18 protein-coding genes, 2 tRNA genes and 3 pseudogenes are annotated in these 24705 nt (G+C 65.4%); 6 read left to right on the forward strand and 17 right to left on the reverse strand.

Annotated elements, in window-relative coordinates; all coding sequences use genetic code 11:
• Window positions 1-3: 3 nt before the first annotated feature.
• The 3 genes from BAY1663_RS01830 to BAY1663_RS01840 all read right to left on the reverse strand — a co-directional run bounded on the left by BAY1663_RS01830 (window position 4) and on the right by BAY1663_RS01840 (window position 4068).
• Complete coding sequence (locus tag BAY1663_RS01830) at window positions 4-1362, reverse strand: hypothetical protein (RefSeq protein ID WP_037037544.1); 1359 nt, start codon at window positions 1360-1362, stop codon at window positions 4-6.
• Between the two features lie 199 nt (window positions 1363-1561).
• Window positions 1562-1981 carry a nuclear transport factor 2 family protein gene (locus BAY1663_RS01835; protein ID WP_037037545.1) on the reverse strand — a complete coding sequence of 140 codons (420 nt, stop codon included), beginning with the start codon at window positions 1979-1981 and terminating at the stop codon, window positions 1562-1564.
• A gap of 56 nt (window positions 1982-2037) precedes the next feature.
• Entirely contained in the window at window positions 2038-4068 is a 2031-nt protein-coding gene (locus BAY1663_RS01840; RefSeq protein WP_037037547.1) for an NADPH-dependent 2,4-dienoyl-CoA reductase, read from the reverse strand.
• A gap of 183 nt (window positions 4069-4251) precedes the next feature.
• Here BAY1663_RS01840 and BAY1663_RS01845 point away from each other — a divergent pair, with 183 nt between their 5' ends.
• The gene (locus BAY1663_RS01845) at window positions 4252-5259 is read left to right on the forward strand and encodes a carbon-nitrogen hydrolase (protein WP_037037548.1); all 1008 of its coding nucleotides are present in this window, start codon (window positions 4252-4254) and stop codon (window positions 5257-5259) included.
• A 1-nt stretch (window position 5260) separates the two neighbouring features.
• Window positions 5261-6307 carry an AraC family transcriptional regulator gene (locus BAY1663_RS01850; RefSeq protein WP_037037550.1) on the forward strand — a complete coding sequence of 349 codons (1047 nt, stop codon included), beginning with the start codon at window positions 5261-5263 and terminating at the stop codon, window positions 6305-6307.
• A gap of 288 nt (window positions 6308-6595) precedes the next feature.
• Here BAY1663_RS01850 and BAY1663_RS01855 read toward each other — a convergent pair whose 3' ends face one another.
• The 3 genes and pseudogenes from BAY1663_RS01855 to BAY1663_RS01865 all read right to left on the reverse strand — a co-directional run bounded on the left by BAY1663_RS01855 (window position 6596) and on the right by BAY1663_RS01865 (window position 9194).
• Window positions 6596-6745 carry a DUF2474 domain-containing protein gene (locus tag BAY1663_RS01855; RefSeq protein ID WP_037037551.1) on the reverse strand — a complete coding sequence of 50 codons (150 nt, stop codon included), beginning with the start codon at window positions 6743-6745 and terminating at the stop codon, window positions 6596-6598.
• Window positions 6745-7752, reverse strand: a complete 1008-nt coding sequence (cydB, locus tag BAY1663_RS01860; protein ID WP_037037553.1) for a cytochrome d ubiquinol oxidase subunit II — start codon at window positions 7750-7752, stop codon at window positions 6745-6747. Before cydB ends, BAY1663_RS01855 begins: the two co-directional genes overlap by 1 nt.
• A 3-nt stretch (window positions 7753-7755) precedes the next feature.
• Window positions 7756-9194: pseudogene (locus BAY1663_RS01865) on the reverse strand (cytochrome ubiquinol oxidase subunit I).
• A 205-nt stretch (window positions 9195-9399) separates the two neighbouring features.
• Here BAY1663_RS01865 and BAY1663_RS01870 point away from each other — a divergent pair.
• Window positions 9400-10445, forward strand: a pseudogene (locus BAY1663_RS01870) (M4 family metallopeptidase).
• 9 nt (window positions 10446-10454) lie between these two features.
• Window positions 10455-10787, forward strand: a complete 333-nt coding sequence (locus BAY1663_RS01875; protein ID WP_037037555.1) for a protealysin inhibitor emfourin — start codon at window positions 10455-10457, stop codon at window positions 10785-10787.
• Window positions 10788-10801: 14 nt separating this feature from the next.
• Here BAY1663_RS01875 and BAY1663_RS01880 read toward each other — a convergent pair whose 3' ends face one another.
• From BAY1663_RS01880 to BAY1663_RS01890, 3 genes are all read right to left on the reverse strand, one after another.
• Window positions 10802-12937: a bifunctional diguanylate cyclase/phosphodiesterase gene (locus tag BAY1663_RS01880; RefSeq protein ID WP_037037557.1), complete on the reverse strand. Its 2136-nt coding sequence runs from the start codon at window positions 12935-12937 to the stop codon at window positions 10802-10804.
• A 607-nt stretch (window positions 12938-13544) separates the two neighbouring features.
• Window positions 13545-13621 (reverse strand) — tRNA-Asp (locus BAY1663_RS01885).
• A gap of 36 nt (window positions 13622-13657) precedes the next feature.
• A tRNA-Val gene (locus BAY1663_RS01890) sits at window positions 13658-13733 on the reverse strand.
• Window positions 13734-13995: 262 nt separating this feature from the next.
• Between BAY1663_RS01890 and BAY1663_RS01895 the strand changes: the two genes are divergently transcribed.
• Together BAY1663_RS01895 and gspD are read left to right on the forward strand one after the other, a co-directional pair.
• Complete coding sequence (locus tag BAY1663_RS01895) at window positions 13996-14637, forward strand: type II secretion system protein N (RefSeq protein ID WP_037037558.1); 642 nt, start codon at window positions 13996-13998, stop codon at window positions 14635-14637.
• Between the two features lie 3 nt (window positions 14638-14640).
• The gene (gspD, locus tag BAY1663_RS01900; protein ID WP_037037560.1) at window positions 14641-16575 is read left to right on the forward strand and encodes a type II secretion system secretin GspD; all 1935 of its coding nucleotides are present in this window, start codon (window positions 14641-14643) and stop codon (window positions 16573-16575) included.
• Between the two features lie 116 nt (window positions 16576-16691).
• Here the strand turns inward: gspD and BAY1663_RS01905 are convergent, their stop codons facing one another.
• The 8 genes and pseudogenes from BAY1663_RS01905 to truA all read right to left on the reverse strand — a co-directional run bounded on the left by BAY1663_RS01905 (window position 16692) and on the right by truA (window position 24705).
• On the reverse strand, window positions 16692-17903 hold the full coding sequence (locus BAY1663_RS01905) for an O-succinylhomoserine sulfhydrylase (protein ID WP_037037563.1): 1212 nt from the start codon (window positions 17901-17903) through the stop codon (window positions 16692-16694).
• A gap of 23 nt (window positions 17904-17926) precedes the next feature.
• Window positions 17927-19432 carry an amidophosphoribosyltransferase gene (gene purF / locus BAY1663_RS01910; RefSeq protein ID WP_037037565.1) on the reverse strand — a complete coding sequence of 502 codons (1506 nt, stop codon included), beginning with the start codon at window positions 19430-19432 and terminating at the stop codon, window positions 17927-17929.
• Between the two features lie 67 nt (window positions 19433-19499).
• Complete coding sequence (locus tag BAY1663_RS01915; RefSeq protein ID WP_037037567.1) at window positions 19500-20012, reverse strand: CvpA family protein; 513 nt, start codon at window positions 20010-20012, stop codon at window positions 19500-19502.
• 120 nt (window positions 20013-20132) lie between these two features.
• The gene (locus BAY1663_RS01920) at window positions 20133-20741 is read right to left on the reverse strand and encodes an SPOR domain-containing protein (protein ID WP_037037569.1); all 609 of its coding nucleotides are present in this window, start codon (window positions 20739-20741) and stop codon (window positions 20133-20135) included.
• Entirely contained in the window at window positions 20725-22023 is a 1299-nt protein-coding gene (folC, locus tag BAY1663_RS01925; RefSeq protein ID WP_037037570.1) for a bifunctional tetrahydrofolate synthase/dihydrofolate synthase, read from the reverse strand. The genes BAY1663_RS01920 and folC overlap by 17 nt, the downstream gene beginning before the upstream one ends.
• Window positions 22020-22912, reverse strand: a pseudogene (gene accD / locus BAY1663_RS01930) (acetyl-CoA carboxylase, carboxyltransferase subunit beta). The gene folC and the pseudogene accD overlap by 4 nt, the downstream one beginning before the upstream one ends.
• Window positions 22913-23126: 214 nt before the next feature.
• Entirely contained in the window at window positions 23127-23750 is a 624-nt protein-coding gene (locus tag BAY1663_RS01935) for a phosphoribosylanthranilate isomerase (protein ID WP_037037572.1), read from the reverse strand.
• Window positions 23751-23841: 91 nt separating this feature from the next.
• Complete coding sequence (gene truA / locus BAY1663_RS01940) at window positions 23842-24705, reverse strand: tRNA pseudouridine(38-40) synthase TruA (protein WP_037037574.1); 864 nt, start codon at window positions 24703-24705, stop codon at window positions 23842-23844.

The raw sequence follows: 24705 nt of genomic DNA on the forward strand, positions 1-24705 counted from the left end.
CGCTCAGCTGCCGGTGCGCTGCCGGCCTTCCTTGCCGTGGCGGGCACAGCAATTGGACTCGCCGATCACGAAGCGGCTCGGCGTATCGATCTTGTCCAGGGGCATTGCACAACGCTCGCCGCTGGGCAGCGTGGCCACGCATGCCGGCTTCTGATAGTGCTCCAGCCATTGGCGATACTGGTCCTCGGAGACGAAGCACTTGGCGGCGGCATAAGCCAGGGGATTGGCCCGGTAGCGGGCCAGGTCCGGCAATGCGATGGTCAGGTGCCCGGCGCCCGGATGGTAGGCTGTGAACACCACGCCCTGGCGCGACAGCTCCTCCAGCACCTGATCGCCACTGCGACTCAACGTCTCGCATTCGCGCTTGAGGCGCTGGACTTCCTCCTCCAGTTGCGCATCCAGCTCGTTGCGATAGGCAAGTTCCACGTCGCGGATCGCCACCTGCTCCTTGTATTCGGCGACCGCCGCGGCAATGCGTGCCTGCGCTTCATACTCGAACTGTTCACGGGCGGCGCCCGCTTCCACGCGGCCATTCATTTCCAGCGTGCGCAGTTGCTTGCTCATCTCCTCGCGCGCCTTCTGGAAGCTCGCGGCCTGCGCCGTGATCTGCGCATGCAGGCCGCTGTTGATCTCGGCCTGCTGCTGCAGTTGCTGCTGCAATGCCTGGATCTCATCCTGCAGCCGCTTGTGCTCCTTGTCCGCGCCGGTACGCAGCTTGAGCACCTCTTCTTCGCGCTGGCGCTCGAGGTTGGCGATGCGCTGGCGCTGCTGCTTGATCAGCAACGCAGCCTTCTGACGCTGCTCCTGCTCGAGCTTCTCCGCGCGCTTGGCGAGCTTCTGCTTGGCGGCGTCGGCGGCGTACCAGGTATCTTCGGCAACCATCTGCAAGCGCTCGGCCGGTACCGCCAGTGGCGCCTCGTCCTCGACCAGCAGGCCCAGCTGGTTGCGCTTGACACGCTCGCGCAACAACAGCAGGTCGTTGCGCTCGGGAGTTACCTTGGGGTCCCACATGTGCATCTGGTGCCAGGACACCGGGCATTGGCTGCGGCAGGCCAGGCGAATCGGCCCGGCCCCCATGTCCGGGCCGCGGCCGGTGCGTTCGGCCAGTTGGCGCAGGGGGATGTTCCAGCCATCGTCGGCGGAACCGTCCTCGTTGAAGTCGAGACAGAAGAACACCGCGGCGCGCACCTGCAGCCGCGGATTGATCAATACGTAGGCCGCACGCATCTGCCGGTCGGCAAATTCGGGCAGGTTGACCACGCCGTCCAGGACCGCTTCGAATTCCGGGAACAGCATTTCCTTGCAGATGCCGTCGTCGCCGTAGAACAGCACGGCTTCGACCATCTGCGGTTTGTTCTGCATGCTCGACATCCTTCTATCGCCCGCAATTGCGAGCAGCGATTTCCGGGGCGGCACGGCCTTGCAAAGCCGGCACCGTCTCGTTGGTGCGGCAAGTTTAGGGGAAAACTTCGGGCAGGCAATGTGACTGGGTTGGCAGTGCCCCGGCCATCGCGGCGCGGGGCGATGGGTGGCCCTGCCGATTTTGCGATGAGCGTCTAACTCATCCCATGTATGCCGCGAGCCGGCGCCCCATTTCTTCGCCGAGAGCCTGCAAGCCGCTCATGGGGCGGACCATCACCTCGAAGTCGACGATCCTGCCCGCCTCGTCGAAGCGAATCATGTCGATGCCCTTGAGTTCACGGTCACCCACGCGGGCACTGAACTCGAGGACAACATCCCGCCCCTGTGCGCTGGCCAGCTCACGGTGATAGCGAAAATCCTCGAACACCCTGAGCACCGTCGTGAGGATCAGATTGACCATGGCCGCGCCCTCGTACGGCTTGTAGGCCATCGGTGAGCGGAACACCACCTGCGGATGCAGCAACTCGGGCAGGCCGCCTAAGTCGCCGGCGGCGACCATCCGGTGCCAGGCCTGCAGGCTGGCGGCGGCCTCGGGTTGTAGTACGACTGTGTTATTCATCGGCCATTGCTCCGGGTCGGGTAGGCGAAACGCCCCGCATGGACGGGGCGTCGGCTTCAGAGTTCGGCGGCGAGGCGGCTGCCCTGGTTGATCGCCCGCTTGGCATCCAGTTCGGCGGCAACGTCCGCACCGCCGATCAGGTGCACGCGCGCGCCACCGGCTTCCAGACCCGCCTGCAGCTCGCGCAGCGGCTCCTGCCCGGAGCAGAGGATCACCGTATCCACCGGCAGCACCTGTGGCGCGCCTTCGGCCACGCGGATATGCAGCCCGGCGTCGTCGATCCGCAGGTACTCGACCGCATTGAGCATCTGCACGTGCTTGTTCTTCAGCCCGGTACGGTGAATCCAGCCGGTGGTCTTGCCCAGGCCGTTGCCGACCTTGGATTTCTTGCGCTGCAGCAGATAGACCTGACGCCTGGGCGCATGGGGCGCCGGCTGGATGCCGGCGACGCCGCCGCGTACCGACAGGCCGAGATCAATGCCCCACTCCTTCCAGAAGGCCTCGCGATCCAGGCTGGTGGATTGCCCGTCGTGGGTGATGTATTCCGACACGTCGAAACCGATGCCGCCAGCGCCAATCACCGCGACGCGCTGGCCGACCGGCTTGCGCTCGAGGATCGCATCCAGGTAGCCGATCACCTTCGGATGATCGATGCCGGGAATCTCCGGGGTGCGTGGGACGATGCCGGTGGCCAGGACGATCTCGTCGAAGCCTTCGGCCAGCAGCGACTCGGCGCTGGCGCGGGTATTCAGGCGCAGCTCGACGCCGGTTTCCTGCAGCCGGTTCTGGAAGTAGCGCAGGGTCTCGTGGAACTCCTCCTTGCCCGGCACGCGCTTGGCGACGTTGAACTGGCCGCCAATCTCGCCGGCGGCATCGAACAGCATCACCCGGTGGCCACGCTCGGCGGCGACGCTGGCAGCCGCCAGCCCCGCCGGTCCGGCACCGACCACGGCGATCTTCTTCACCGCCGTGGTCGGGATGTAGTTCAGCTCGGTTTCGTAACAGGCGCGCGGGTTGACCAGGCAGGTGGTCAGCTTGCCGCTGAAGGTGTGGTCCAGGCAGGCCTGGTTGCAGCCGATGCAGGTATTGATGCGCTCGCTGTGGCCGGCGGCCGCCTTGTTGACGAATTCCGGATCGGCGAGGAACGGCCGCGCCATCGACACCATGTCCGCATCGCCCTCGGCCAGCACCCGCTCGGCCACTTCCGGGGTATTGATACGGTTGGTGGTGACTAGCGGAATGCCCACCTCGCCGCGCAGCTTGGCGGTGACCTTGGTGAAGGCCGCGCGCGGCACCTTGGTGGCGATGGTCGGAATTCGTGCCTCGTGCCAGCCAATGCCGGTGTTGATCAGCGTCGCGCCGGCCCGCTCGATGGCCTTGGCCAGTTGCACCACTTCTTCCCAGGTGCTGCCGCCTTCGATCAGGTCGAGCATCGACAGGCGGAAGATGATGATGAAGTCGCGGCCGACCGCCTCGCGCACGCGGCGCACGATCTCCACGGCCAGGCGCATGCGGTTCTCGTAGCTGCCGCCCCAGCGGTCACTGCGATGGTTGGTATGGGCGACCAGGAACTGGTTGATGAAGTAGCCTTCCGAGCCCATGATCTCGACGCCGTCGTAGCCGGCGCGCTGGGCCAGGCTGGCGCAGTTGACGAAGTCGCGAATCTGCTTCTCGATGCCCTCCTCGTCCAGCTCGCGCGGCGTGAACGGGTTGATCGGCGCCTGGATCGCGCTCGGCGCGACCAGTTGCGGACTATAGGCGTAGCGCCCGGCATGCAGGATCTGCATGCAGATCTTGCCGCCCGCCTCGTGCACCGCCTGGGTGACCACCTTGTGTTCCTCGGCTTCCTCCGGCGTGGACAGCTTGGCCGCACCGGCGCGCACCGAGCCTTCCTCGTTCGGCCCGACACCGCCGGTGACGATCAGGCCGACGCCGCCGCGGGCGCGTTCGGCGAAGAACGCCGCCATCCGCTCGAAGCCGTTGGGCATCTCCTCCAGGCCGGTATGCATGGAGCCCATCAGCACACGGTTGCGCAGGGTGGTGAAACCCAGGTCGAGCGGAGCCAGCAGATTCGGGAAAGCGGTCATGGTCTGTCCTCATCGAAGCGCCGAGCCTCATGGGGCTGCGGTCGGTATGCAGCGACGATAAACAGCACTTGCGCCCCGCTCAATGATCGAAAGTGACAACTTTCTGATCCTTCAGCGCAAAACGGCTTGGCAATATGGCCTGCATTGCCTAGGCTGAGCCGTCCATCGACTGTCGCCAGGCCCATGCGTACCTCGATCAAACTACTCCTGCTGCTGGTGCTCGCCGGCGCCGCGTTCGCCGTTTACCTGGACTGGACGCGCGACCGCCGCAGCGGTCCGCTGCTGTCGGACCTGCGCACCCTGCCGATCGACAGCCGCGGCCAGCCGGGCGATGCCGGCAACCTGCTCGGCATCGAGACACGGCTGCAGCCGGCCGACTACCAGAGCCGCGAGCGCCTGCAGCTGAAGTTCGCCACCTACCTGCAGCAGGCCGCCGACGCCGGCCTGCTCAACGACAAGACCATCGTGGTGCTGCCCGAGCACGTCGGCACGGGGCTGTTCGCCCTCGGTGAGAAGCCGGAAGTGCAGCAGGCCCGCACCCTGCGCGATGCCATGCAATGGATGGCGCTGAGCAACCCGGGGCACTACCTGCGCGCACTGACCGGCCACCAGGGCGACGATCGGCGCACCGGCGCCGTGCTGCAGCTCAAGGCCCGGCGGATGGCCGAGGACTACCAGCGTATCTTCGGCGAACTGGCCGCGCGCTTCGGCGTGACCCTGGTGGCCGGCTCGATCGTGCTGCCCGAGCCCTATCTGGATGGCGAGCGGCTGCGGGCCGGCAAGGGGCCGTTGCGGCAGGTCAGCCTGACCTTCGACGCCCACGGCAAGCCGCTCGGAGCGCTGCAGTACAAGCATGCGCTGAGCCGCTACGAGCGCCGCTACAGCATCGCGCCCGTCATCGGGCCGCGGCCAACCATCGATACCCCGGCCGGCGCGCTGGCGGTGCTGCTGGGTTGCGACGCCTATCTGCAGCCAATACCCGCCACGGCGCAGCTGCTGGCCATTCCCGGCGCGCCGGCGAACCCGCAAGCCCACTGCGACGGCACATTCGACGGCCTGCCCGAGGCCATTCCGCACATGGCCGTGCGGACCCTCGGCCTGCCCTGGAACCTGCTCGGCTCGCCCCGCCGCCCCGCCCCGCCCGGGCCTGGCATCCCGGTGCAGATAAGCAATCTCTGGCTCGGTGACTGACATGAATGCGCAACGGGTGCGGCTGGGGGATCTGTCCGTGGGTTTCGTGCACAGCCTCGCCGAGGCGTTGCAGCTGCGCGACCTGGATGCCCGGCCGCTGCTGGAAGCCTACGGGTTGGATGCCGAACGCCTCGCCGAACCCCAGGCACGGCTGTCGATTCCGCGCTACATGCGCCTGGGCCACGCGGCCATCCAGCTCGCCGGCGACCCCGCGCTCGGCCTGGAGATGGGCCGCCTGCGCAAGCCGGGGCATCTCGGCCTGGCCGGCATCGCCGCCGCGCAGGCGCCGACGGTGCGCGAAGCCGCGCGAGCGCTGATCCGCTTCGAGCCCCTCTACGCGTCCAACTACCGCGGCCATTCCAGCTTCCATGAAGACGCCTCGGGCGCCTGGCTGCGCTTCTATTCGATCAGCCCCTACAACGCCTACAACCGCTTCGTGGTGGATACCGTGCTGGCCAGCTGGGTCGCGCAGCTCGCGCGCCTGGCCGGGCAGGCACTGGTACCGACGGCGATCCACATCGAGTTCGAGGCACCGGCGTATGCCGCGCATTACGAAGCGCTGTTCGGTCGCCCAGTGACCTTCGCCGCCGCGGCGAACCAGCTGCACCTGGACAAGGCCACCCTCGCCCTGCGCAACCCGGAGCATTGCCCGGGCACCTGGCGCCATCTGCTGAAACTCTGCGAGAACGAACTGGAGCGCCGCACCCGTACCCGCAGCCTGCGCGAGCGGGTGGCACAGCTACTCGGCCCCTTGCTCAAGGGGCAGGAGCCGGACCTGCAGCAGATCGCCGGGCGCCTGCAGATGCCGCCTTGGACCTTGCGGCGCAAGTTGCTCGAGGAAGGCACCAGCTATCGCGCGATCCTCAACGATACGCGCCGCGACCTGGCGATGGCCTATATCCGCGATACCGAATCGGCCTTCGGCGAGATCGCCTGGCTGCTCGGCTTCTCCTCGGCCGAAGCCTTCCAGCGTGCCTTCAAACGCTGGAGTGGGCAGACGCCGGGCGACTATCGGCGCACCCAGCGGCACCCGGCCGAGCAGACCTGAAGTCTCAGGCTCCCTATAGCTCGACCGCATCCTCCGCCGAATCGGGGCAATCCTGCTCCGCCGCGTGCCATTCGAGCAATTCGTCCTGGTAATCGTCCATAGGAAAGCTTCCGTCTCTAGTCTGCAAAGTGGCTTGGCAACTTGCACAAGGAAATTCAAGGTTCGTGCCAGACAACCTACAGCCTGCAAATGAACGATTGGTGACGCTATTACCCGTGCCAGCGAGCGCCCATGCCATAAAACGGCGCAGCCCGTGCGCAATCATGCCCAACCCCGGCGCAGGTGCCGTCAAGGCGCGGCCAGGCCCGCCGCGTTCATCGCCAGGCGCAACAGCCAGGCGACGACCGCGAGCGCCAGCACGCTGCCGCTCCAGATCAGCACCAGCCAGCTCATGCGCTGCCAGAGCGGCTTCTGTTGCGGCTCGTTCCCGTCCTTCATCAGTGGTAACCGTCCTCGGCACTGACCTTGCCGCGGAACACGTAATAGCTCCAGGCGGTGTACATCAGGATCAGCGGAATGATCAGCAGCGCACCGACCAGGGTGAAGCCCTGGCTCTGGGCGGGCGCGGCGGCGTCCCAGATGCTCACCGACGGCGGGATGATGTTCGGCCACAGGCTGATGCCCAGGCCGCTGTAGCCGAGGAAGATCAACGCCAGGGTAAGCAGGAACGGCGTGTAGTTGGCGTAGCGCTGGATCGAGCGCAGCAGGCCGAAGGTGCACAGCAGCACCAGCAGAGGGACCGGCATGAACCAGAACAGGTTGGGCAGGCTGAACCAGCGCTCGGTGATGTCCGGATGGGTCAGCGGCGTCCACAGGCTGACGATGCCGGTGACCGCCAGCACCGCCCATACCAGCGGCACGCCGATGTCGTGCATGCGCTTCTGCAGGTCGCCCGCGGTGCGCATCATCAGCCAGGTGCAGCCGAGCAGCGCGTAGGCGATGATCAGCGCCAGGCCGCAGAACAGCGAGAACGGCGTCAGCCAGTCCAGCGCGCCGCCGGCATAGCTCCTGCCCTCCACCGGCAGCCCGCTAATGAAGGCGCCCAGCACCACGCCCTGGAAGAAGGTCGCCGCCAGCGAGCCGCCGATGAAGGCCTTGTCCCAGATGTGCTGGCGCCGCCTGCTGGCCTTGAAGCGGAACTCGAACGCCACGCCGCGGAAGATCAGTCCCATCAGCATGAAGACGATCGGCAGGTAGAGCGCCGAGAGCACCACCGAATAGGCCAGCGGAAACGCCGCGAACAGCCCCGCGCCGCCCAGCACCAGCCAGGTCTCGTTGCCGTCCCAGACCGGCGCCACGGTGTTCATCATGACGTCGCGCTCGGCGCCGTTCTGGACGAAGGGAAAGAGGATGCCGACGCCCAGATCGAAGCCGTCCATCACCACGTACATCATGATGCCGAAGATGATGATCACCGCCCAGATCAGTGAAAGATCGATACCCATGGCTCAATTCCTCTCGCCCAGTTGATCGCCGTGCTCATGGTGGATCGCCTCGTCCGCGGCGGATATCGGCCGCATCGGCGTGCGCTGCTCGCCGGGCCCGCCGACACCCTTCCCGCGCCCCTCGCTGAGCACCGGGCCCTTGGCTACCAGGCGCAACACGTAGAGCATGCCGACGCCGAACACCGCGAAGTAGACGATGACGAACATCGCCAGGGTCAGTCCCAACTGCCCGGCACCATGGCTGGACACCGCATCGGCGGTGCGCATCAGGCCGTAGACCACCCAGGGCTGGCGGCCGATCTCGGTGGTGTACCAGCCGGCGAGGATCGCGATCAGCCGGAAGGTCCCATCCACAGCACCAGACGCAGGAACGGCCGCGACGCGTACAGCCGCCCGCCACGGCGCAGCAGCAGGCTCCAGATACCGGTGGCGATCATCAGCAGGCCGAGCGCGACCATGATGCGGAAGGTCCAGAACACGATCGTCGAATTCGGCCGGTCCGCGGGCGGGAAATCCTTGAGCGCCGGGATCGGCTCGCTCAGGCTGTGGTTGAGGATCAGGCTGCCGAGGTAGGGAATCTCCAGCTTGTAGCGGGTCGTCTCCGCTTCCATGTCGGGCCAGCCGAACAGCAGCAGCGGCGTGGGTTCGCCCGAGGAGTTGTCCCAGTGGCCCTCGATCGCGGCGATCTTCGCCGGCTGGTATTCGAGGGTGTTGAGCCCGTGGAAGTCGCCGATCAGCGCCTGCACCGGCGCCACCAGCAGGGCCATCCACATGGCCATCGACAGCATCTTGCGCACCGCCGGGTTGTCCCGCCCGCGCAACAGTTGCCAGGCCGCCGAGGCGCCGACGAAGAACGCCGTGGCGAGGAACGCGGCCACCGCCATGTGCGCCAGCCGGTACGGAAAGGACGGGTTGAAGATGATCGCCAGCCAGTCCACCGGTACCACGATCCCATCGATGATCTCGTGGCCCTGTGGGGTATGCATCCAGCTGTTCGAGGCGAGAATCCAGAACGTCGAGATCAGCGTGCCCACCGCCACCATGACCGTGGAGAAGAAGTGCAGCAGCGGGCCGACGCGGTTCCAGCCGAACAGCATCACGCCGAGGAAACCGGCCTCGAGGAAGAAGGCGGTCAGCACCTCGTAGGTGAGCAGCGGCCCGGTGACGCTGCCGGCGAATTCGGAGTACGCGCTCCAGTTCGTGCCGAACTGATAGGCCATGACGATCCCGGAGACCACCCCCATGCCGAAGTTGACCGCGAAGATCTTCAGCCAGAAATGGTAGAGGTCGCGGTAGACCTCCTGCCGGGTCTTCAGCCAGAGGCCTTCGAGCACCGCGAGATAGCTGGCCAGGCCGATGGTGATCGCCGGAAAGATGATGTGAAACGAGATGGTGAAGGCAAACTGGATCCGCGCGAGCTCCAGTGCTTCCAGACCGAACATGGGCAACTCCTCGTCGAGTGATCTCCCGCCCGGCACCGGGCCGGTGGCACGGGGTTCAGGACAAGTGACAGCGGATGACGCCAAGGGTGCGCCCGTCCGCCAGTAGCACGCCGCTGTCCGGCCTTCGGTCGGCGTCCGCATCCGCTGCCGAAGGCCGGGCTATGCTGACGGTCAAAGCAGCATCGCCAGACGAGGAGTAGCGCCGATGCACACCCGCTCCACCTTCATCCCGCCGTATATCCTCGACCGCATCGTCGATCGCGGTTCCGCCTACCAGCGCGGCTGCGCCCGCATCACCCTCGACCACCTGCACAGCCTGCTGCCCAACCCCGGCCCGCCACGCCCCACCGCTATCGCCGAGCTTGGCGAGCAGCGCACGCCCGGCACCCGCAACGGCGCATCCACGACGCCGAGCAGCGCATGCAGCTGCCCGGCGTGCAACGGCGCCGCGAGGGCCAGCCGGCCAGCGGCGACCCGGCCGTCGACGAGGCCTACGACGGGCTCGGCGCGACCTACGACTTCTTCTGGCAGGTGTTCCAGCGCGATTCGATCGACGACCTGGGCATGCCGCTGATCGGCACCGTGCACTACGGGCAGGGCTACGAAAACGCCTTCTGGAACGGCGAGCAGATGGTCTTCGGCGATGGCGACGGCGAGCTGTTCCAGCGCTTCACCCGCTCGCTGGACGTGATCGCCCACGAGCTGACCCACGGGCTGATCGAGAGCGAGGCCGCGCTGGTCTACTTCAACCAGTCGGGGGCGCTGAACGAATCCATATCGGACGTCTTCGGCGTGCTGACCAAGCAGCACAGCCTGGGCCAGATGGCCGCGGAGGCGGATTGGCTGGTCGGCGCCGAATTGCTCACCGACAAGGTCCAGGGTGTCGCCCTGCGCTCGATGGCCCATCCCGGCACCGCCTATGACGATCCGCTGCTCGGCCGCGACCCGCAGCCGGCGCACATGCGCGACTTCATCGAGACCCGCGAGGACAACGGTGGCGTGCACCTGAACTCCGGCATCCCCAACCGCGCCTTCTACCTGGCCGCCACCACGCTGGGCGGCTATGCCTGGGAACAGGCCGGGCGCATCTGGTACGACACCATCTGCGACCCGCAACTACCCAACGACGCCGACTTCGCCGCCTTTTCCGGGCTGACCCTGGCCCATGCCGGACGCGTGTTCGGCGCCCAGTCGCAGCCGTTCGAGGCGCTGCGCCAGGCCTGGGCCGACGTCGGCGTCGAGCCACACTGAGGAGGCGGCATGAAGATGCCCGAATTGGGACCCGACAGCTCGCTACGCCTGTCGCGCCAGGGTGGATTCGCCGCGCTGCCGGGCCTGACGCGGCCGCGACAGATCGAGTTCGCCCGCTGCGACACCGCCCAGCGTCGCGACATCTGCACGCTGCTCGAGCGCTGCCTGCCGGTCGCCAGCAAGACCGCCGGCGCCGGCGACCAGCGCTACTACCGGATCGAACTGCACTATCGGCGCGAGGATGTCGACGCCGAGATGATCCTGCAGATTCCCGAGGAACGCGCCCCGCAGGAGCTGGTGCAGCTCTGGCGGGACGGCACCACGTCCAACGCTGCGCGCTGAAGTGGCGAACGGCGCTACAGCCGCACCACGCCGCCGGCCGCGAGCAAGGCGGTGACCTGCGCCTCGGGCAACGGCCGCGAGAGCAGGAAGCCCTGGAACTCATCGCAGCCCTGGCGGCAAAGGAATTCGAACTGCGCCCGGTTCTCCACGCCTTCGGCGACCACCGTCTTGCGCAGGCTCTTGCCCAGCGAGATGGCGGCGCGGGCGATCATCGCCACCTCGTCCTCGTGCTCGAGGCCAGTGACCAGCGAACGGTCGATCTTGATGATGTCCAGCGGGAAGCGCCGCAGATAGCTGAGCGACGAATAGCCGGTGCCGAAATCGTCCATGGCCAGGCGGAAGCCGAGCGCCTTGAACTCGGTTAGGATCGCCACCGCACGCGCGCCGTCGCCGAGAAATACCGTTTCGGTGATCTCCAGCTCCACCAGTGCCGGCGACAGTCCGATCTCCTCCAGCAGTGCGGCGATCCGCTCGACGATATCGTCGCCGAGAAACAACAGCGGCGAGAGGTTCACCGCCACCAGCAGCGGCGTGGCGCGCCCCTCGTTCCACCTGCGGGCGGCGCTGAAGGCACGGCGCAGGATGGCCAGCGTCAGCGGCATGATCAGCCCGCTTTCCTCCGCGATCGGGATGAAGCGGTCCGGCCCGACCACCCCCAGCCCGGCATGCGTCCAGCGCGCCAGCGCCTCGACCCCGACGATGCGGCACGCGGCATCGACCTTGGGCTGGTAGTGCACGGTGAATTCGTCGCCCTCCAGGGCAAGGCGCATGGCAGCCTCCAGGTTGAGGCGCTCGTCGGCGATCCGGTTGAGGTCGTGGGTGAAGAACTGGAAATTGTTGCGGCCACGCTTCTTGGCCGCATACATGGCGATATCGGCGTGCTTGAGCAGGCTCTGCGCATCCTCGCCGTCATCGGGAAACATCGCCACCCCCAGGCTTGCCCCGACCTGGAATTCGCGGCCGGCGAGGGTCACGGGGCGGCGAATCTCGTTCAGCATCCGCTCCAGCAGCGAAATCACCGTGCTGATGCGGTAATGATCGTTGAGTACCAGCACGAATTCGTCACCGCCGACCCGCGCCACCGTATCGGAGCTGCGCAGGCTACCGGCGAGACGCTTGGCGATGCTCTTCAACAGCTCGTCGCCGGCGACATGCCCGAGGCCGTCGTTGATGAACTTGAAGTTGTCCAGGTCGATGAAGACCAGGGGCAGGTAGTAGCCCAGCCGCGCCGCGCGGGCCAGCCCCTGCTCGATGCGGTCGTTGAGCAGAATGCGATTGGGCAGGCCGGTCAGCAGGTCGTGGTTGGCCTGGCGTTCGAGCTGCTGCTGGTAGTGCTTGCGCTCGGAGATGTCCTGCACGGTGCCTTCATAGCAGATGAATTCGCCATTCGCGCCGTGCACGACATGGGCATTCTCGGAAATCCAGATGCGCGTGCCATCGCGCCGATAGACCTCGGACTCGAAGTTGAGCACCTCGCCCTGTTGTTCCATCAACCGGCAGAACGTCTCGCGGCGCCCGCCCTCGACATACAGGCGCCGCTCGATGTCGGCCAGGTCGGCGACCAGTGCGGTTGCGGTGTCGTACCCATAGATTCGCGCCAACGCCGGGTTGGCGGCCAGGTAACGGCCATCGCGGGTCGACTGGAAGATTCCCTCGCTGGCGTTCTCGAAGATGCTGCGATAGCGCAGCTCGGCCTGCTCCAGGGCTTCGAGTACCGCCTTCTGCCCGGTGATGTCCTCGATGAACCCTTCGATGACGATCTCGCCCTGCTCGTCCGGCACCGCGACGCCACGCTCCATCACCCATTTGAAGTAGCCAGCCGCGGTACGTATGCGGTACTGCACGGTGAAGCGCCCCAGCCCGTCGATGGCCGTTTCGACGCTGCGCCTCACCCGCGCGCGATCATCTGGATGGGTGATCTGCTCCCAGGACACCATCGTGTCGTTGACCAGTTCGGCGGCGCTGTAGCCGCACAAGCCCAGGCAGCCCTGGCTGACGAAGATCATCGTCCATTGCCCATTGTTGAGGCAGCGATAGGCCATGCCTTCGAGATTGTTCACCAGCGTGTCGAGAACGCGGGAGCGATCCAGCACCTCACTGCTCAGCAGACTGCCGCGGCGGGTGATTCTGGAAGTGTCTTTATGGGTCATCGGTGAGCAGGCAACAAAAAATGACTCCGCGCAGCATCTGGGCGGAGCGGATGAGTTTTCGATTTTTGGCGACCGCCCATTGCAAATCCGCAGCGAGACGGCTGGCACTGACAGAGCAAGAACTGCTCCAGCCTGCAACAGCGGCCTGTTTTGGGTCATTGGGTAGCATAGGCGGGGATACTGAGTGCCATCTCGGTGCACTTATGCCAAACACACCCCAGAATAGGGCACTCCTGCCGGGCGAGCTCGAAAGCTCGAAAGCATCGTCCCGAGGTCGGGCAATTCACAGGGATGTGATGAATGCCGCCCGCCTGTCGGGAACGGGCGCGGTCTCCCACAAAAGCAGCGCCGTAGGTTGGGTTGAGGAGCGAAGCGACGAAGCCCAACACGTTCTTGCCCAACCCCAGTTGGGCTTCGCTACGCTCAGCGCCAACCTACCCGCGAGCGCCTGATCGCTCGAATATCAGCTGTTGCTGGAAATCCGAGGCAGGTACTTCCAGCGAGGCTCTGCAACACATAACGGGATATAGACTTTTTTCAGGCACAAAAAAAGCTGCCCTTGGCAGCTTTCAATGTTCCACCGCTTCATGGAAACGGCGAAGATATATGGCGCAGCGGACGGGACTCGAACCCGCGACCCCCGGCGTGACAGGCCGGTATTCTAACCGACTGAACTACCGCTGCGCGTCGGCCGGACTTTCGTCCGTATCTCGCAAGGATTGGTGGCTGATGACGGGATCGAACCGCCGACCCCCTGCGTGTGATGCAGGTGCTCTCCCAGCTGAGCTAATCAGCCGATCGCCTTGCGAGGCGCGCAATTTACTCACCCACCACCTGTAAGTCAACAACAGCATTGAATTTTTTTCGAAAAAGCACAGTCAACTACAATTGCCGCACAGCTTTGTAACCGCCCCAGGGCACCATGCCTCGCCAACGCTGTCAGTGTCCTGAGGATTTCACCGCGCCAAGGCCACGGCTGCGCCTGGAAGAACAGCAACGCCTGGGCCGAGGCTGGCCCGCAAAGGGAACCCACAACAAAGCGCCACGGAGTATTTCGCTTGTCATTGCCAGGAAAGCTGCGCAACTACCGGCCCCCTGTCCCCTGGATCATCAGCGCCCTGTTGCTGTGCGCCTTCGCCGTCTACCTGGCCATGCAGATTCAGCACGGGTTGCACCTGGTTCGAGCCTCAGCCCCGACAGGCGGCGGCGAGCAGGCGTTTGGCAACTTCGCTCGTCCTGACCTGCAGCGACTGGAAACGCTCTTCGGCTCCGCCGCGCCAGCGCCGGGCTACGCGCCCTCCGCTAGCGACATCGGCCTGACCCTGCGCGGCAGCTTCGTGCATGCCGAGCCACAACGCTCCAGCGCGATCATCCAGCTCGAAGGCCAGCCACCCCGGCTCTACTGGCAGGGCGAGGCACTGGACAGCGGCATCAGCCTGCATGCCGTGTATCCGGATCGGGTGGAGATCCTGCGCAACGGCCATGTCGAAACCCTGCACTTTCCCCAGGTTCGCCCGACGACCTACATCCCCGACGAACCGCCCGAAGCGTATCTGGACGAACAATCCCCTGCCGAGTCACAAACCGAGGATGCACAGCTGATGCAGCAACAGATGGACGCCTTGCGCCAGCAACTCGAAGAAGCCGTGGACCAGACAGATCCCGCGCCCGCCAACGACCAGCCCACGGAAGACGATTGACCGATGCCCAAGCCTCTCTCGCGCCCGCTGCTTGTCCTGCTCGCCACCGGCCTGCTGGCCGCCCCCCTGCCCCTGCTCGCTGCCGAACCGGGTATCGAACCGAGCGGCACCCAGCAGGACGGCTGGACCATAAACCTCAAGGATGCCGATATCCGTGCGTTCATCGACCAGATCAGCCAACTCAGCGGGCAGACCTTCATCGTCGATCCCCGGGTCAAGGGCCAGGTCAGCGTGGTCTCGAACGCGACCCTGTCGCTGAGCGAGGTCTACCAGCTGTTCCTTTCGGTGATGGCGACGCACGGCTTCAGCGTTCTCACCCAGGGTGACGTCGCCCGCATCGTGCCCAATGCCGAAGCCAAGGCCGAGGCCGGTGGCGGCCCCACCGGTGGCGACCAGCTGGAGACACGAGTGATCCGGGTGCAGCACACCTCCGCCGCCGAGCTGATTCCGCTGATCCGCCCGCTGGTTCCGCAATACGGTCACCTCGCTGCGGTTTCCTCGGCGAATGCGCTGATCATCAGCGACCGCAGCGCCAATATCGCTCGCATCCAGGACTTGGTGCGCCAACTCGACCAGGCCGAAAGCGGCGATTACGGGGTGCTCAACCTTCAGCACGGCTGGGCGGTGGACATCGCCGAAGTATTGAGAAACGCGCTGATCCGCGGCGAAGCGAAAAGCCCATCCGGCGTGCAGATCATCGCCGACTCGCGCACCAACCGGCTGATCTTCATCGGCCCCCGCGGCGCCCGTGGCAAGCTCGCCGCGCTGGCCCAGAGCCTGGATACGCCGACGACGCGCTCGGCCAACACGCGCGTGATCCGCCTGCGTCACAACGACGCCAAGTCGCTGGCTGAAACCCTCGGCGACATCTCCGAGGGCCTGACGGCCCCCGAAGGCGGCGAAACCCCGAGCGGCAGGCCGCAAAACATCCTGATCCGCGCCGACGAGAGCCTCAATGCCCTGGTGCTGCTGGCCGATCCGGAGTTGATCGGCACCCTGGAAAGCATCGTCCGCCAGTTGGACATCCCGCGTGCGCAAGTCATGGTAGAGGCCGCCATCGTCGAGGTTTCCGGCGACATCACCGACGCCCTCGGCGTGCAATGGGCCATCGACGCACGCGGTAGCACCGGCGGTGCCGGCGGGGTGAACTTCGGCAATACCGGAATTTCGGTGGGTAGCGTACTGAACGCCATCAACGAGAACGAAATCCCGAGCAACCTGCCCGATGGCGCGATCATCGGCATCGGCAGCCGCAGCTTCGGCGCGCTGATCACGGCGCTCTCGTCCAATAGCAAGAGCAACCTGCTGTCGACCCCGAGCCTGCTGACGCTGGACAACCAGGAAGCGGAAATACTGGTCGGCCAGAACGTGCCCTTCCAGACCGGCTCCTACACCACCGACGCCTCGGGGGCCACCAACCCCTTCACCACCATCGAGCGCCAGGACATCGGCGTCACGCTCAAGGTCACGCCGCACATCAACGAAGGCGCCACGCTGCGGCTGCAGATCGAGCAGGAAATTTCCTCGATCGCCCCCAGCGCCAGCCTGACCGCCCAGGCGGTGGACCTGGTGACCAACAAGCGCGCGATCAAGAGCACCATCCTCGCCGAGGATGGCCAAGTGATCGTGCTCGGCGGCCTGATCCAGGACGACGTGACCCGCACCAATGCCAAGGTGCCGCTGCTGGGCGACATCCCGCTGCTCGGCGCCCTGTTCCGCTCGACCCAGGAAACCCACATCAAGCGCAACCTGATGGTCTTCCTGCGCCCGACGGTGATCCGCGACCGCGCCGGCCTGGCGGCCCTGTCCGGCAAGAAGTACAGCGACATCCGGGTGATCGAGACGGACTCGGCGAGCCCGACCATCCTGCCGGCCAACCCCTCGCAGCTTTTCGACGGCCAGGGCGAGCCGGCGCCAGCGATCGACCTGCGCCAGTGAGGACGGTGGTACTCAGGGACTTCGAGATCGAGCCTGGCCCAACGCCCCCTGCCTAACGGCGTCGCCGGGTGCGTAGGTCAGGCTGGCGGCCTGGTGCTTTTGTTGTAGGGGTGCGCTCAGAGCGCCGCCAGGCCCCGGGCGAGGTCGACCTTGAGGTCGGCGACGTCTTCCAGGCCCACCGCGACCCGGATCAGGCTGTCGCGAATGCCGGCGTTCTCCCGCTCCTCGGCAGAGAGCCGACCGTGGGTGGTCGAGGCAGGATGGGTGATGGTGGTCTTGCTGTCGCCCAGGTTGGCGGTGATCGAGATCAACCGGGTGGCGTCGATGAAGCGCCAGGCGCCCTCCTTGCCTCCGGCCACCTCGAAGCTCAGCACCGCACCGAAGCCCTTCTGCTGCCGCTTCGCCAGCTCATGCTGCGGATGGCTGGGCAGCCCCGCATAGTGGACGCGCTCGACCCCCGGCTGTTGCTCCAGCCATTCGGCGAGCTGCTGGGCGCTGGCACAATGGGCCTGCATGCGCAGGCGCAGGGTTTCCAGGCCCTTGAGGAACACCCAGGCATTGAACGGACTGAGCGTCGGCCCGGCGGTACGCAGGAAGCCGACCACTTCCTTCATCTGCTCGCTACGCCCGGCAACCACGCCGCCAAGGCAACGGCCCTGGCCGTCGATGTACTTGGTCGCCGAATGGATGACGATATCCGCGCCGAGCGCCAGCGGCTGCTGCAACACCGGCGTGCAGAAGCAGTTGTCCACCGCCAGGAACGCACCCTTGGCATGACAGAGCCGGGCCAGGGCGGCGATGTCCACCAGTTCGGCCAGCGGATTGGAGGGCGACTCGACGAATGCCAGCTTGGTATTGGCCTTGAAGGCCGATTCCCAGGCCGGGAAATCGGTCAGCGGCACATACTCCACCTCCACCCCGAAGCGCTTGAAATACTTCTCGAACAACGAGACCGTCGCGCCGAAGACGCTGCGCGACACCAGCACATGGTCGCCCGCCGAGCACAGGCTCATCACCGTGGCGAGAATGGCCGACATGCCGGACGCCGTGGCCACCGCCTGCTCGGCGCCTTCCAACGCGGCGATGCGTTCCTCGAAGGCACGCACCGTCGGGTTGGTGTAGCGCGAATAGACATTGCCCGGCACCTCGCCGGCAAAGCGCGCAGCCGCATCGGCGGCGCTGCGGAAGACATAGCTCGACGTGAAGAACAATGGCTCGCCGTGCTCGGCTTCCGGCGTGCGCCGCTGCCCCGCCCGCACGGCCAGGGTATCGAGCCCAACGCCTTCGAGATCGCTGTCCAGCCGCCCGGCTTCCCATTCAGTTGTCATGGTCGTCTTCTCTCAGGCGTGAATCAGTTGTTGTACAGGTCGATGATGGCACTGACCGCGTTGGTCTTGGCCTTGCTCAGGTCGTTGCGCGCCTGCTCGATCTTGTGCAGATAGGCTTCGTCGATGTCGCCGGTGATGTACTTGCCATCGAATACCGCGCAGTCGAAGTGCTCGATCTTGACCTTGCCGCCGCCCACCGCATCGATGAGGTCTTCCAGATCCTGGTAGATCAGCCAGTCGGCGCCGATCAGCTCGGCGACTTCCTCGGTGGTGCGATTGTGCGCGATCAGTTCGTGGGCGCTGGGCATGTCGATGCCATACACGTTCGGGTAACGCACCGCCGGCGCCGCCGAACAGAAGTAGACGTTCTTCGCACCCGCCTCACGGGCCATCTGGATGATCTGCTTGCAGGTGGTGCCGCGCACGATGGAGTCGTCCACCAGCAGCACGTTCTTGCCGCGGAACTCCAGGTCGATGGCGTTCAGCTTCTGGCGTACCGACTTCTTGCGCGCGGCCTGCCCCGGCATGATGAAGGTCCGGCCGATGTAGCGGTTCTTGACGAAGCCTTCGCGGAACTTCACGCCCAGGCGGTTGGCCAGCTCCAGCGCGGCGGTGCGGCTGGTGTCGGGAATCGGGATGACCACGTCGATATCGTGCTCGGGGCGTTCGCGCAGGATCTTGTCGGCCAGTTTCTCGCCCATGCGCAGGCGCGCCTTGTACACCGAGACGCCGTCCATCAGGGAATCGGAGCGCGCCAGGTAGACGTATTCGAAGATGCACGGCGCAAGCTTCGGCGCCTCCGCGCACTGGCGGGTGAACAGCTTGCCGTCGGTGGTGATGTACACCGCCTCGCCGGGGGCCAGATCGCGGATCAGGGTGAAGCCGAGCACGTCCAGCGACACGCTTTCCGAGGCGATCATATACTCCACACCCTCGTCGGTATGCCGCTGGCCGAAGACGATCGGGCGGATCGCATTGGGATCGCGGAAGCCGACGATGCCGTAGCCGGTCACCATCGCCACCACCGCATAGCCACCACGGCAGCGCTCATGCACCTTGCTCACCGCGGCGAAGACGTCTTCCTCGGTTGGTTGCAGCTTGCCGCGCACCGCCAGCTCGTGGGCGAAGACGTTGAGCAGCACTTCCGAATCGGAATTGGTGTTCACATGGCGCAGGTCCGACTCGTAGATTTCCTTGGTCAGCTGGTCGACGTTGGTCAGGTTGCCGTTGTGCGCCAGGGTGATGCCGTACGGCGAGTTGACGTAGAACGGCTGGGCCTCGGCGGAACTGGAGCTGCCGGCGGTGGGATAACGGATATGGCCGATACCCATGTTGCCGACCAGTCGCTGCATGTGGCGCTGCTGGAATACGTCGCGGACCAGTCCGTTGTCCTTGCGCAGAAACAGACGGCCGTCATGGCTGGTCACGATACCGGCTGCGTCCTGGCCGCGGTGCTGCAGTACGGTAAGCGCGTCATACAGCGCCTGATTGACGTTCGACTTACCGACGATGCCGACAATGCCACACATGCAAGGAACCTCTCAGTTTTACAGGCTAACCGGATACCACGACAGGCCGGGCATCCGTAGAAATGGCTCAACCGGACGGGTTGAGCGAACTGGCGAACCACTGGCCGCTGAACCCGAGAATGAGGTTCTTCGACCAGTCGGCGATCAATAGAAAATGGGGCAACAGTGTCGACTCACGCCACCACGGGTCCTGCTGCACCGGCGCCAGACTCAACAGGCCGGCAAGTACCACGACCAGCAACCCACCGCGGGCGGCGCCAAATACCATGCCGAGAAAACGATCGGTTCCCGACAACCCGGTAACCCTGATCAGTTCGCCGATCAGGAAATTCGCCAAGGCCCCCACCAGCAGGGTGGCTACGAAGAGTATCGCGCACGCCGCAATGACCTGCGCCGAGGGCGTGCTGATGTATTCGGCAAGGTGATGGGACAGCGCACCACCGAACATCCAGGCAACCACGCCGGCAACGATCCAGGTGAGCAGCGAAAGCGCTTCCTTCACGAAGCCACGCTTCAAACTGATCAGGCTGGATAGGGTGATGACAACGATGATGACCCAATCGACCCAGGTGAAAGCCACGGCGTCTTCTGCAAAGGAGGAAAGGCGGCGTATTTTAGCAGAGCGCGACCTTGGGGGTAAGCGTCGAAAATCCCCAGCCAGACACGGCGGCACCGGCTACGCGCCGTCGATGCCCGGTTTTCAGCTGTCCTCGGGCTTGAAGCGCACGACGAAGCCATCCAGTTTCTGCTGTCGCTGCAACTGGTCACGCAGGCGGTCGGCCTCGGCGCGCTCCACCAGCGGCCCGACGAAGACGCGGTTCATGCCATCCGCCGTACGGATATAGGCGTTGTAGCCCTGGGACCGGAGGGTCTTTTGCAGGTTTTCGGCGCTGGCGCGATTGGACAGGCTGGCCAGTTGAATCGACCAGCTGACCGGCAGGTTGTTGCTGTCCAGGCGGGGCTCGGCCGCGGCAGGCTCGAGCGGCTTCGCCGGTGCGGCCGGCTCCATCGGCTCGATGGGCTTGGCGGGCTCGGAAACTTCGGCAGTCGCAGCCGGCGAGGCGTCCTGAGGAGCCTCTTCCTCGATGATCTCGAAGCCCTCGGGCACCGATTGCGGCTCAGGCACTTCGGCCGGCTGCATCTCGATGGTCGCGCCTCCCGGGGCCGCAGGCATCGCCGGGGCATCGACGGTCACATGGCGCAGCTCGTCCTGCCGAGTGAACAGCATCGGCACGAAGATGACCGCCAGCGCAATCAGCACCAGCGCCCCGACCATGCGTTGCAGCAATCCCTTATCCAGCAATGCCATGCCCCTTCTCCTCAACCTGCCCTTGCAACCACGCCAGCGCTTCGGCCACGCAGTAGAAAGAACCGAAGACCAGCACCTCGTCCGAGTCACCGGCCTTGGCGCACTGGGCCGCCAGTGCCTGCGCAACGCTTGCATACTCGCCGACCGATGCGCCGTGCTCAAGCAGGGTTTCGGCCAACTGGGCAGACGCCCGCGTACGCGGGGTCGGCAGGGGCGTCACCGCCCAGTCATCGATGTACGCGTGCAAGGCGGCGACGATACCATCAAGGTCCTTGTCCGCCAGCAGGCCGAACACCGCGAACCTGCGCCCCACGAGTGGTTGCAGGCGCTGGGCGAGGTAACTGGCGGCATGCGGGTTGTGTCCGACATCCAGCAGCAGCGAGACATCGCGGCCCTGCCATGCCAGCCGGCGGCGATCGAGACGACCGGCCACGTGCGTCTGCAGCAATGCCTCGGCCACGCTTGCGCAATCCCAGGGCAAACCAAGCAAGGCATAGGCCTGCAAGGCGAGCGCCGCGTTTTCCATGGGCAGGCTCAGCAACGGCAATCCGTGCAGTTCCAGAGGCTCCCCCGCCGGCCCGACACCACGCCAGTGCCATGCCTCGGGATCGATCGCCAGGTCGAAATCGCGCCCTCGCAGCAGCAGCGGCGCGTGCAGCGCCTCGGCCTGCTCCAACAGCGACGCCGGAACATCCAGGTCGCCGCAGAGCGCCGGCTTGCCTGCACGCAGGATTCCAGCCTTTTCGTAGGCGACGCTTTCGCGACTGTCGCCCAGCCAATCGGCATGATCCAGGCCGATGTTGGTGATCACGGCTAGGTCGGCATCGACCAGATTGACCGCATCGAGGCGGCCGCCAAGACCGACCTCCAGCACCACGGCATCCAGCCGGGCCTGCTCGAACAGCCAGAACGCGGCAAGCGTACCCATCTCGAAATAGGTCAGCGAAACCTCGCCGCGCGCCGCCTCGACCGCTGCGAAAGCCTCACAGAGCTGGCTATCGCTGGCCTCGTGGCCGGCAAGTTGCACGCGCTCGTTGTAGCGCAGCAGATGAGGCGAATTGTAGGTGCCCACCCTGAGCCCCTGACGACTCATGAGCGAGGCGATGAACGCGCAAGTGGAGCCCTTGCCGTTGGTGCCGGTAACGGTGACCACCTGCGGAGCCGGCCGCGTCAGGCCAAGCCGCGCCGCGACCTCGCGGGCCCGTTCCAGGCCCATGTCGATGGCGGTGGGGTGCAGCTGCTCGAGATAGCCGAGCCAGTCGGCCAGACTCCGGGCGGTCATGCAGTGGCCGTTACCTGGGCCGGCTCGCTCGGGGACGGCAGCTTCTGCATCTGCGCCAGCAGGCGCGACAGGCGCGAGCGCAGCTCGGAGCGCGGGATGATCAGATCGATGGCGCCATGGTCCAGCAGGAACTCGCTGCGCTGGAAGCCTTCCGGCAGCTTCTCGCGCACGGTCTGCTCGATGACGCGCGGGCCGGCGAAGCCGATCAGTGCTTTCGGCTCTGCGACGATGACGTCGCCGAGCATGGCCAGGCTGGCGGAAACGCCGCCATAGACCGGATCGGTCAGCACGGAGATGAACGGCAGCCCCTCTTCGCGCATGCGCGCCAGCACCGCCGAAGTCTTGGCCATCTGCATCAGGGAAATCAGCGCTTCCTGCATCCGGGCGCCGCCCGAGGCGGAGAAGCACACCAGCGGGCAGCGCTTCTCCAGCGCCACGTTGGCGGCACGAACGAAACGCTCGCCGACGATCGCCCCATCGATCCACCCATGAAGGAGAATTCGAACGCACAGGCGACGACCGGAACGTTGACGACCTTGCCGCTCATGGCGACCAGGGCATCCTTCTCGCCAGTCTGCTTCTGTGCAGCGGAGAGACGGTCCTTGTATTTCTTGCTATCGCGGAACTTGAGGCGGTCGACGGGCTCCAGGTCAGCGGCGATCTCTTCGCGCCCTTCGGCGTCGAGGAACATGTCGAGCCGGGTGCGGGCGTCGATACGCATGTGGTGCTGGCACTTCGGGCATACATCGAGGGTCTTTTCCAGCTCGGGGCGATACAGCACCGCCTCGCAGGACGGGCACTTGTGCCACAGACCTTCAGGCACCGAACTCTTCTGCGTCTCCGAACGCATGATCGAAGGGATCAGTTTGTCTACCAGCCAGTTGCTCATGCTCTTGTTCTCCAAAGCTTCCAGTCCCGAGCGCAGGTGCGCTGCAGGCAGATTCATCGTTGCGACCGGAGGCGTTCAAGCCCTCCCAGCCGCGTGAGCGATACGCCGGATGGCGCACTCGCGAAATTCCAACCCCGCCGACCGGCGGAAATCGCCAAACCCGGTGCTGGCCACGCCAGCGACTCGTTACTGGACGGTCACGGCTGCCCTGGCGTCACATGGACGAGCGCACACGCTGGATGAACGTCGCGACCTTGTCCGCATCCTTGATGCCCTTGCTCGCCTCCACTCCTCCGCTGACATCCACCGCGTAGGGACGAACCTGGGCGATGGCCTGCTGGACATTGTCCGCGGTCAGCCCCCCGGCAAGAATCAGCGGCTTGGACAAGGCAGGCGGGATCAGCGACCAGTCGAAACGTTCTCCCGTACCACCCGGCACGCCCGCAACGAAGGTATCGAGCAGGATGGCACTGGCGTTCGGATAACGTGCGACCTGCGCGGCGATATCCTCACCATTGCCGACCCGCAGCGCCTTGAACCACGGGCGGTGGTAGCCCTCGCAATCGGCGGGCGACTCATCGCCGTGAAATTGCAGCATATCCAGCGGTACGGCTTCGAGCAGCTCGTTGAGCTCGCAGCGACTGGCATTGACGAACAACCCCACGGTCGTGACGAACGGCGGCAGCGCAGCAATGATCGCGCGTGCCTGCTGGACGCTAACCGCGCGCGGGCTGCGGGCGTAGAACACCAGGCCAATGGCATCGGCCCCGGCCTCGGCGGCGACCAGTGCGTCCTCGACACGCGTGATTCCACAAATCTTGCTGCGAACGACTGACAAACGGATGCCTACCTGTTGGTAAAGAAACCGGATGGTAACAAAAGCCCCAGGGCCTGCAAGCAAATAGGCGCAACGTCATTCCGCAGGCAGATCATCGACGCGCGCAGTCCGGCAAGCCGGAGAGGAAATGCGGCCCGAGAAAGCGCTTGGGCAGGACGAACTCCTCGGGATACTCCACCTCGACCAGATAAAGACCATAGGGATGCGCCGTGACGCCTCCCTGCCTGCGTATGCGCGACTCCAGAACCTCACGGGCCCACTCCACCGGCCGTTCGCCGGCACCTATCGTCATCAGCACGCCGGCAAAATTGCGCACCATATGGTGCAGGAATGCATTGGCGCGCACATCCATGACGATCAGGCGGCCATATTCGAGCAGTTCGAGATGATGAATGGTCTTGATCGGCGACTTGGCCTGGCATTGCCGCGCACGAAACGCACTGAAATCGTGGGTTCCCACGAACGCCCTGGCCGCGGCACGCATCAGCTCGATGTCCAGTGGGCGATGATTCCAGGTCACCTCTTCGGCCAGATGAGCCGGCCGGATCTGATCGTTGTAGATCACGTAGCGATAACGACGGGCCATGGCACTGAAACGCGCATCGAAGTGACTCGGCATCTCCTGGGCCCAGGTGACACTGATATCCGGCGGCAGATTCATGTTCGCCCCCATCGTCCAGGCATGCATGCTGCGCTGCACAGGGGTATCGAAGTGCACGACCTGGCCGCTCGCATGGACCAGCGCATCGGTCCGTCCAGCACAGCTGAGCACGACGGGATGACCGCCGGCCACCTTGCTCAAGGCGGTTTCGAGTGATTCCTGGATCGAGGGAACGCCTGCACGCTGGCGCTGGAAACCGCGATAGCGGGAACCCTTGTATTCGATACCAAGGGCGATTCTGGAAATGCCAACGGCAGCCTTGTCGGCTGCCGCTTCGGGTACTGCTTGGGTCAT

Origin of the sequence: Pseudomonas sp. BAY1663 (assembly GCF_000582595.1) — a bacterium.
Classification (GTDB): Bacteria; Pseudomonadota; Gammaproteobacteria; order Pseudomonadales; family Pseudomonadaceae; genus Stutzerimonas; species Stutzerimonas stutzeri_AF.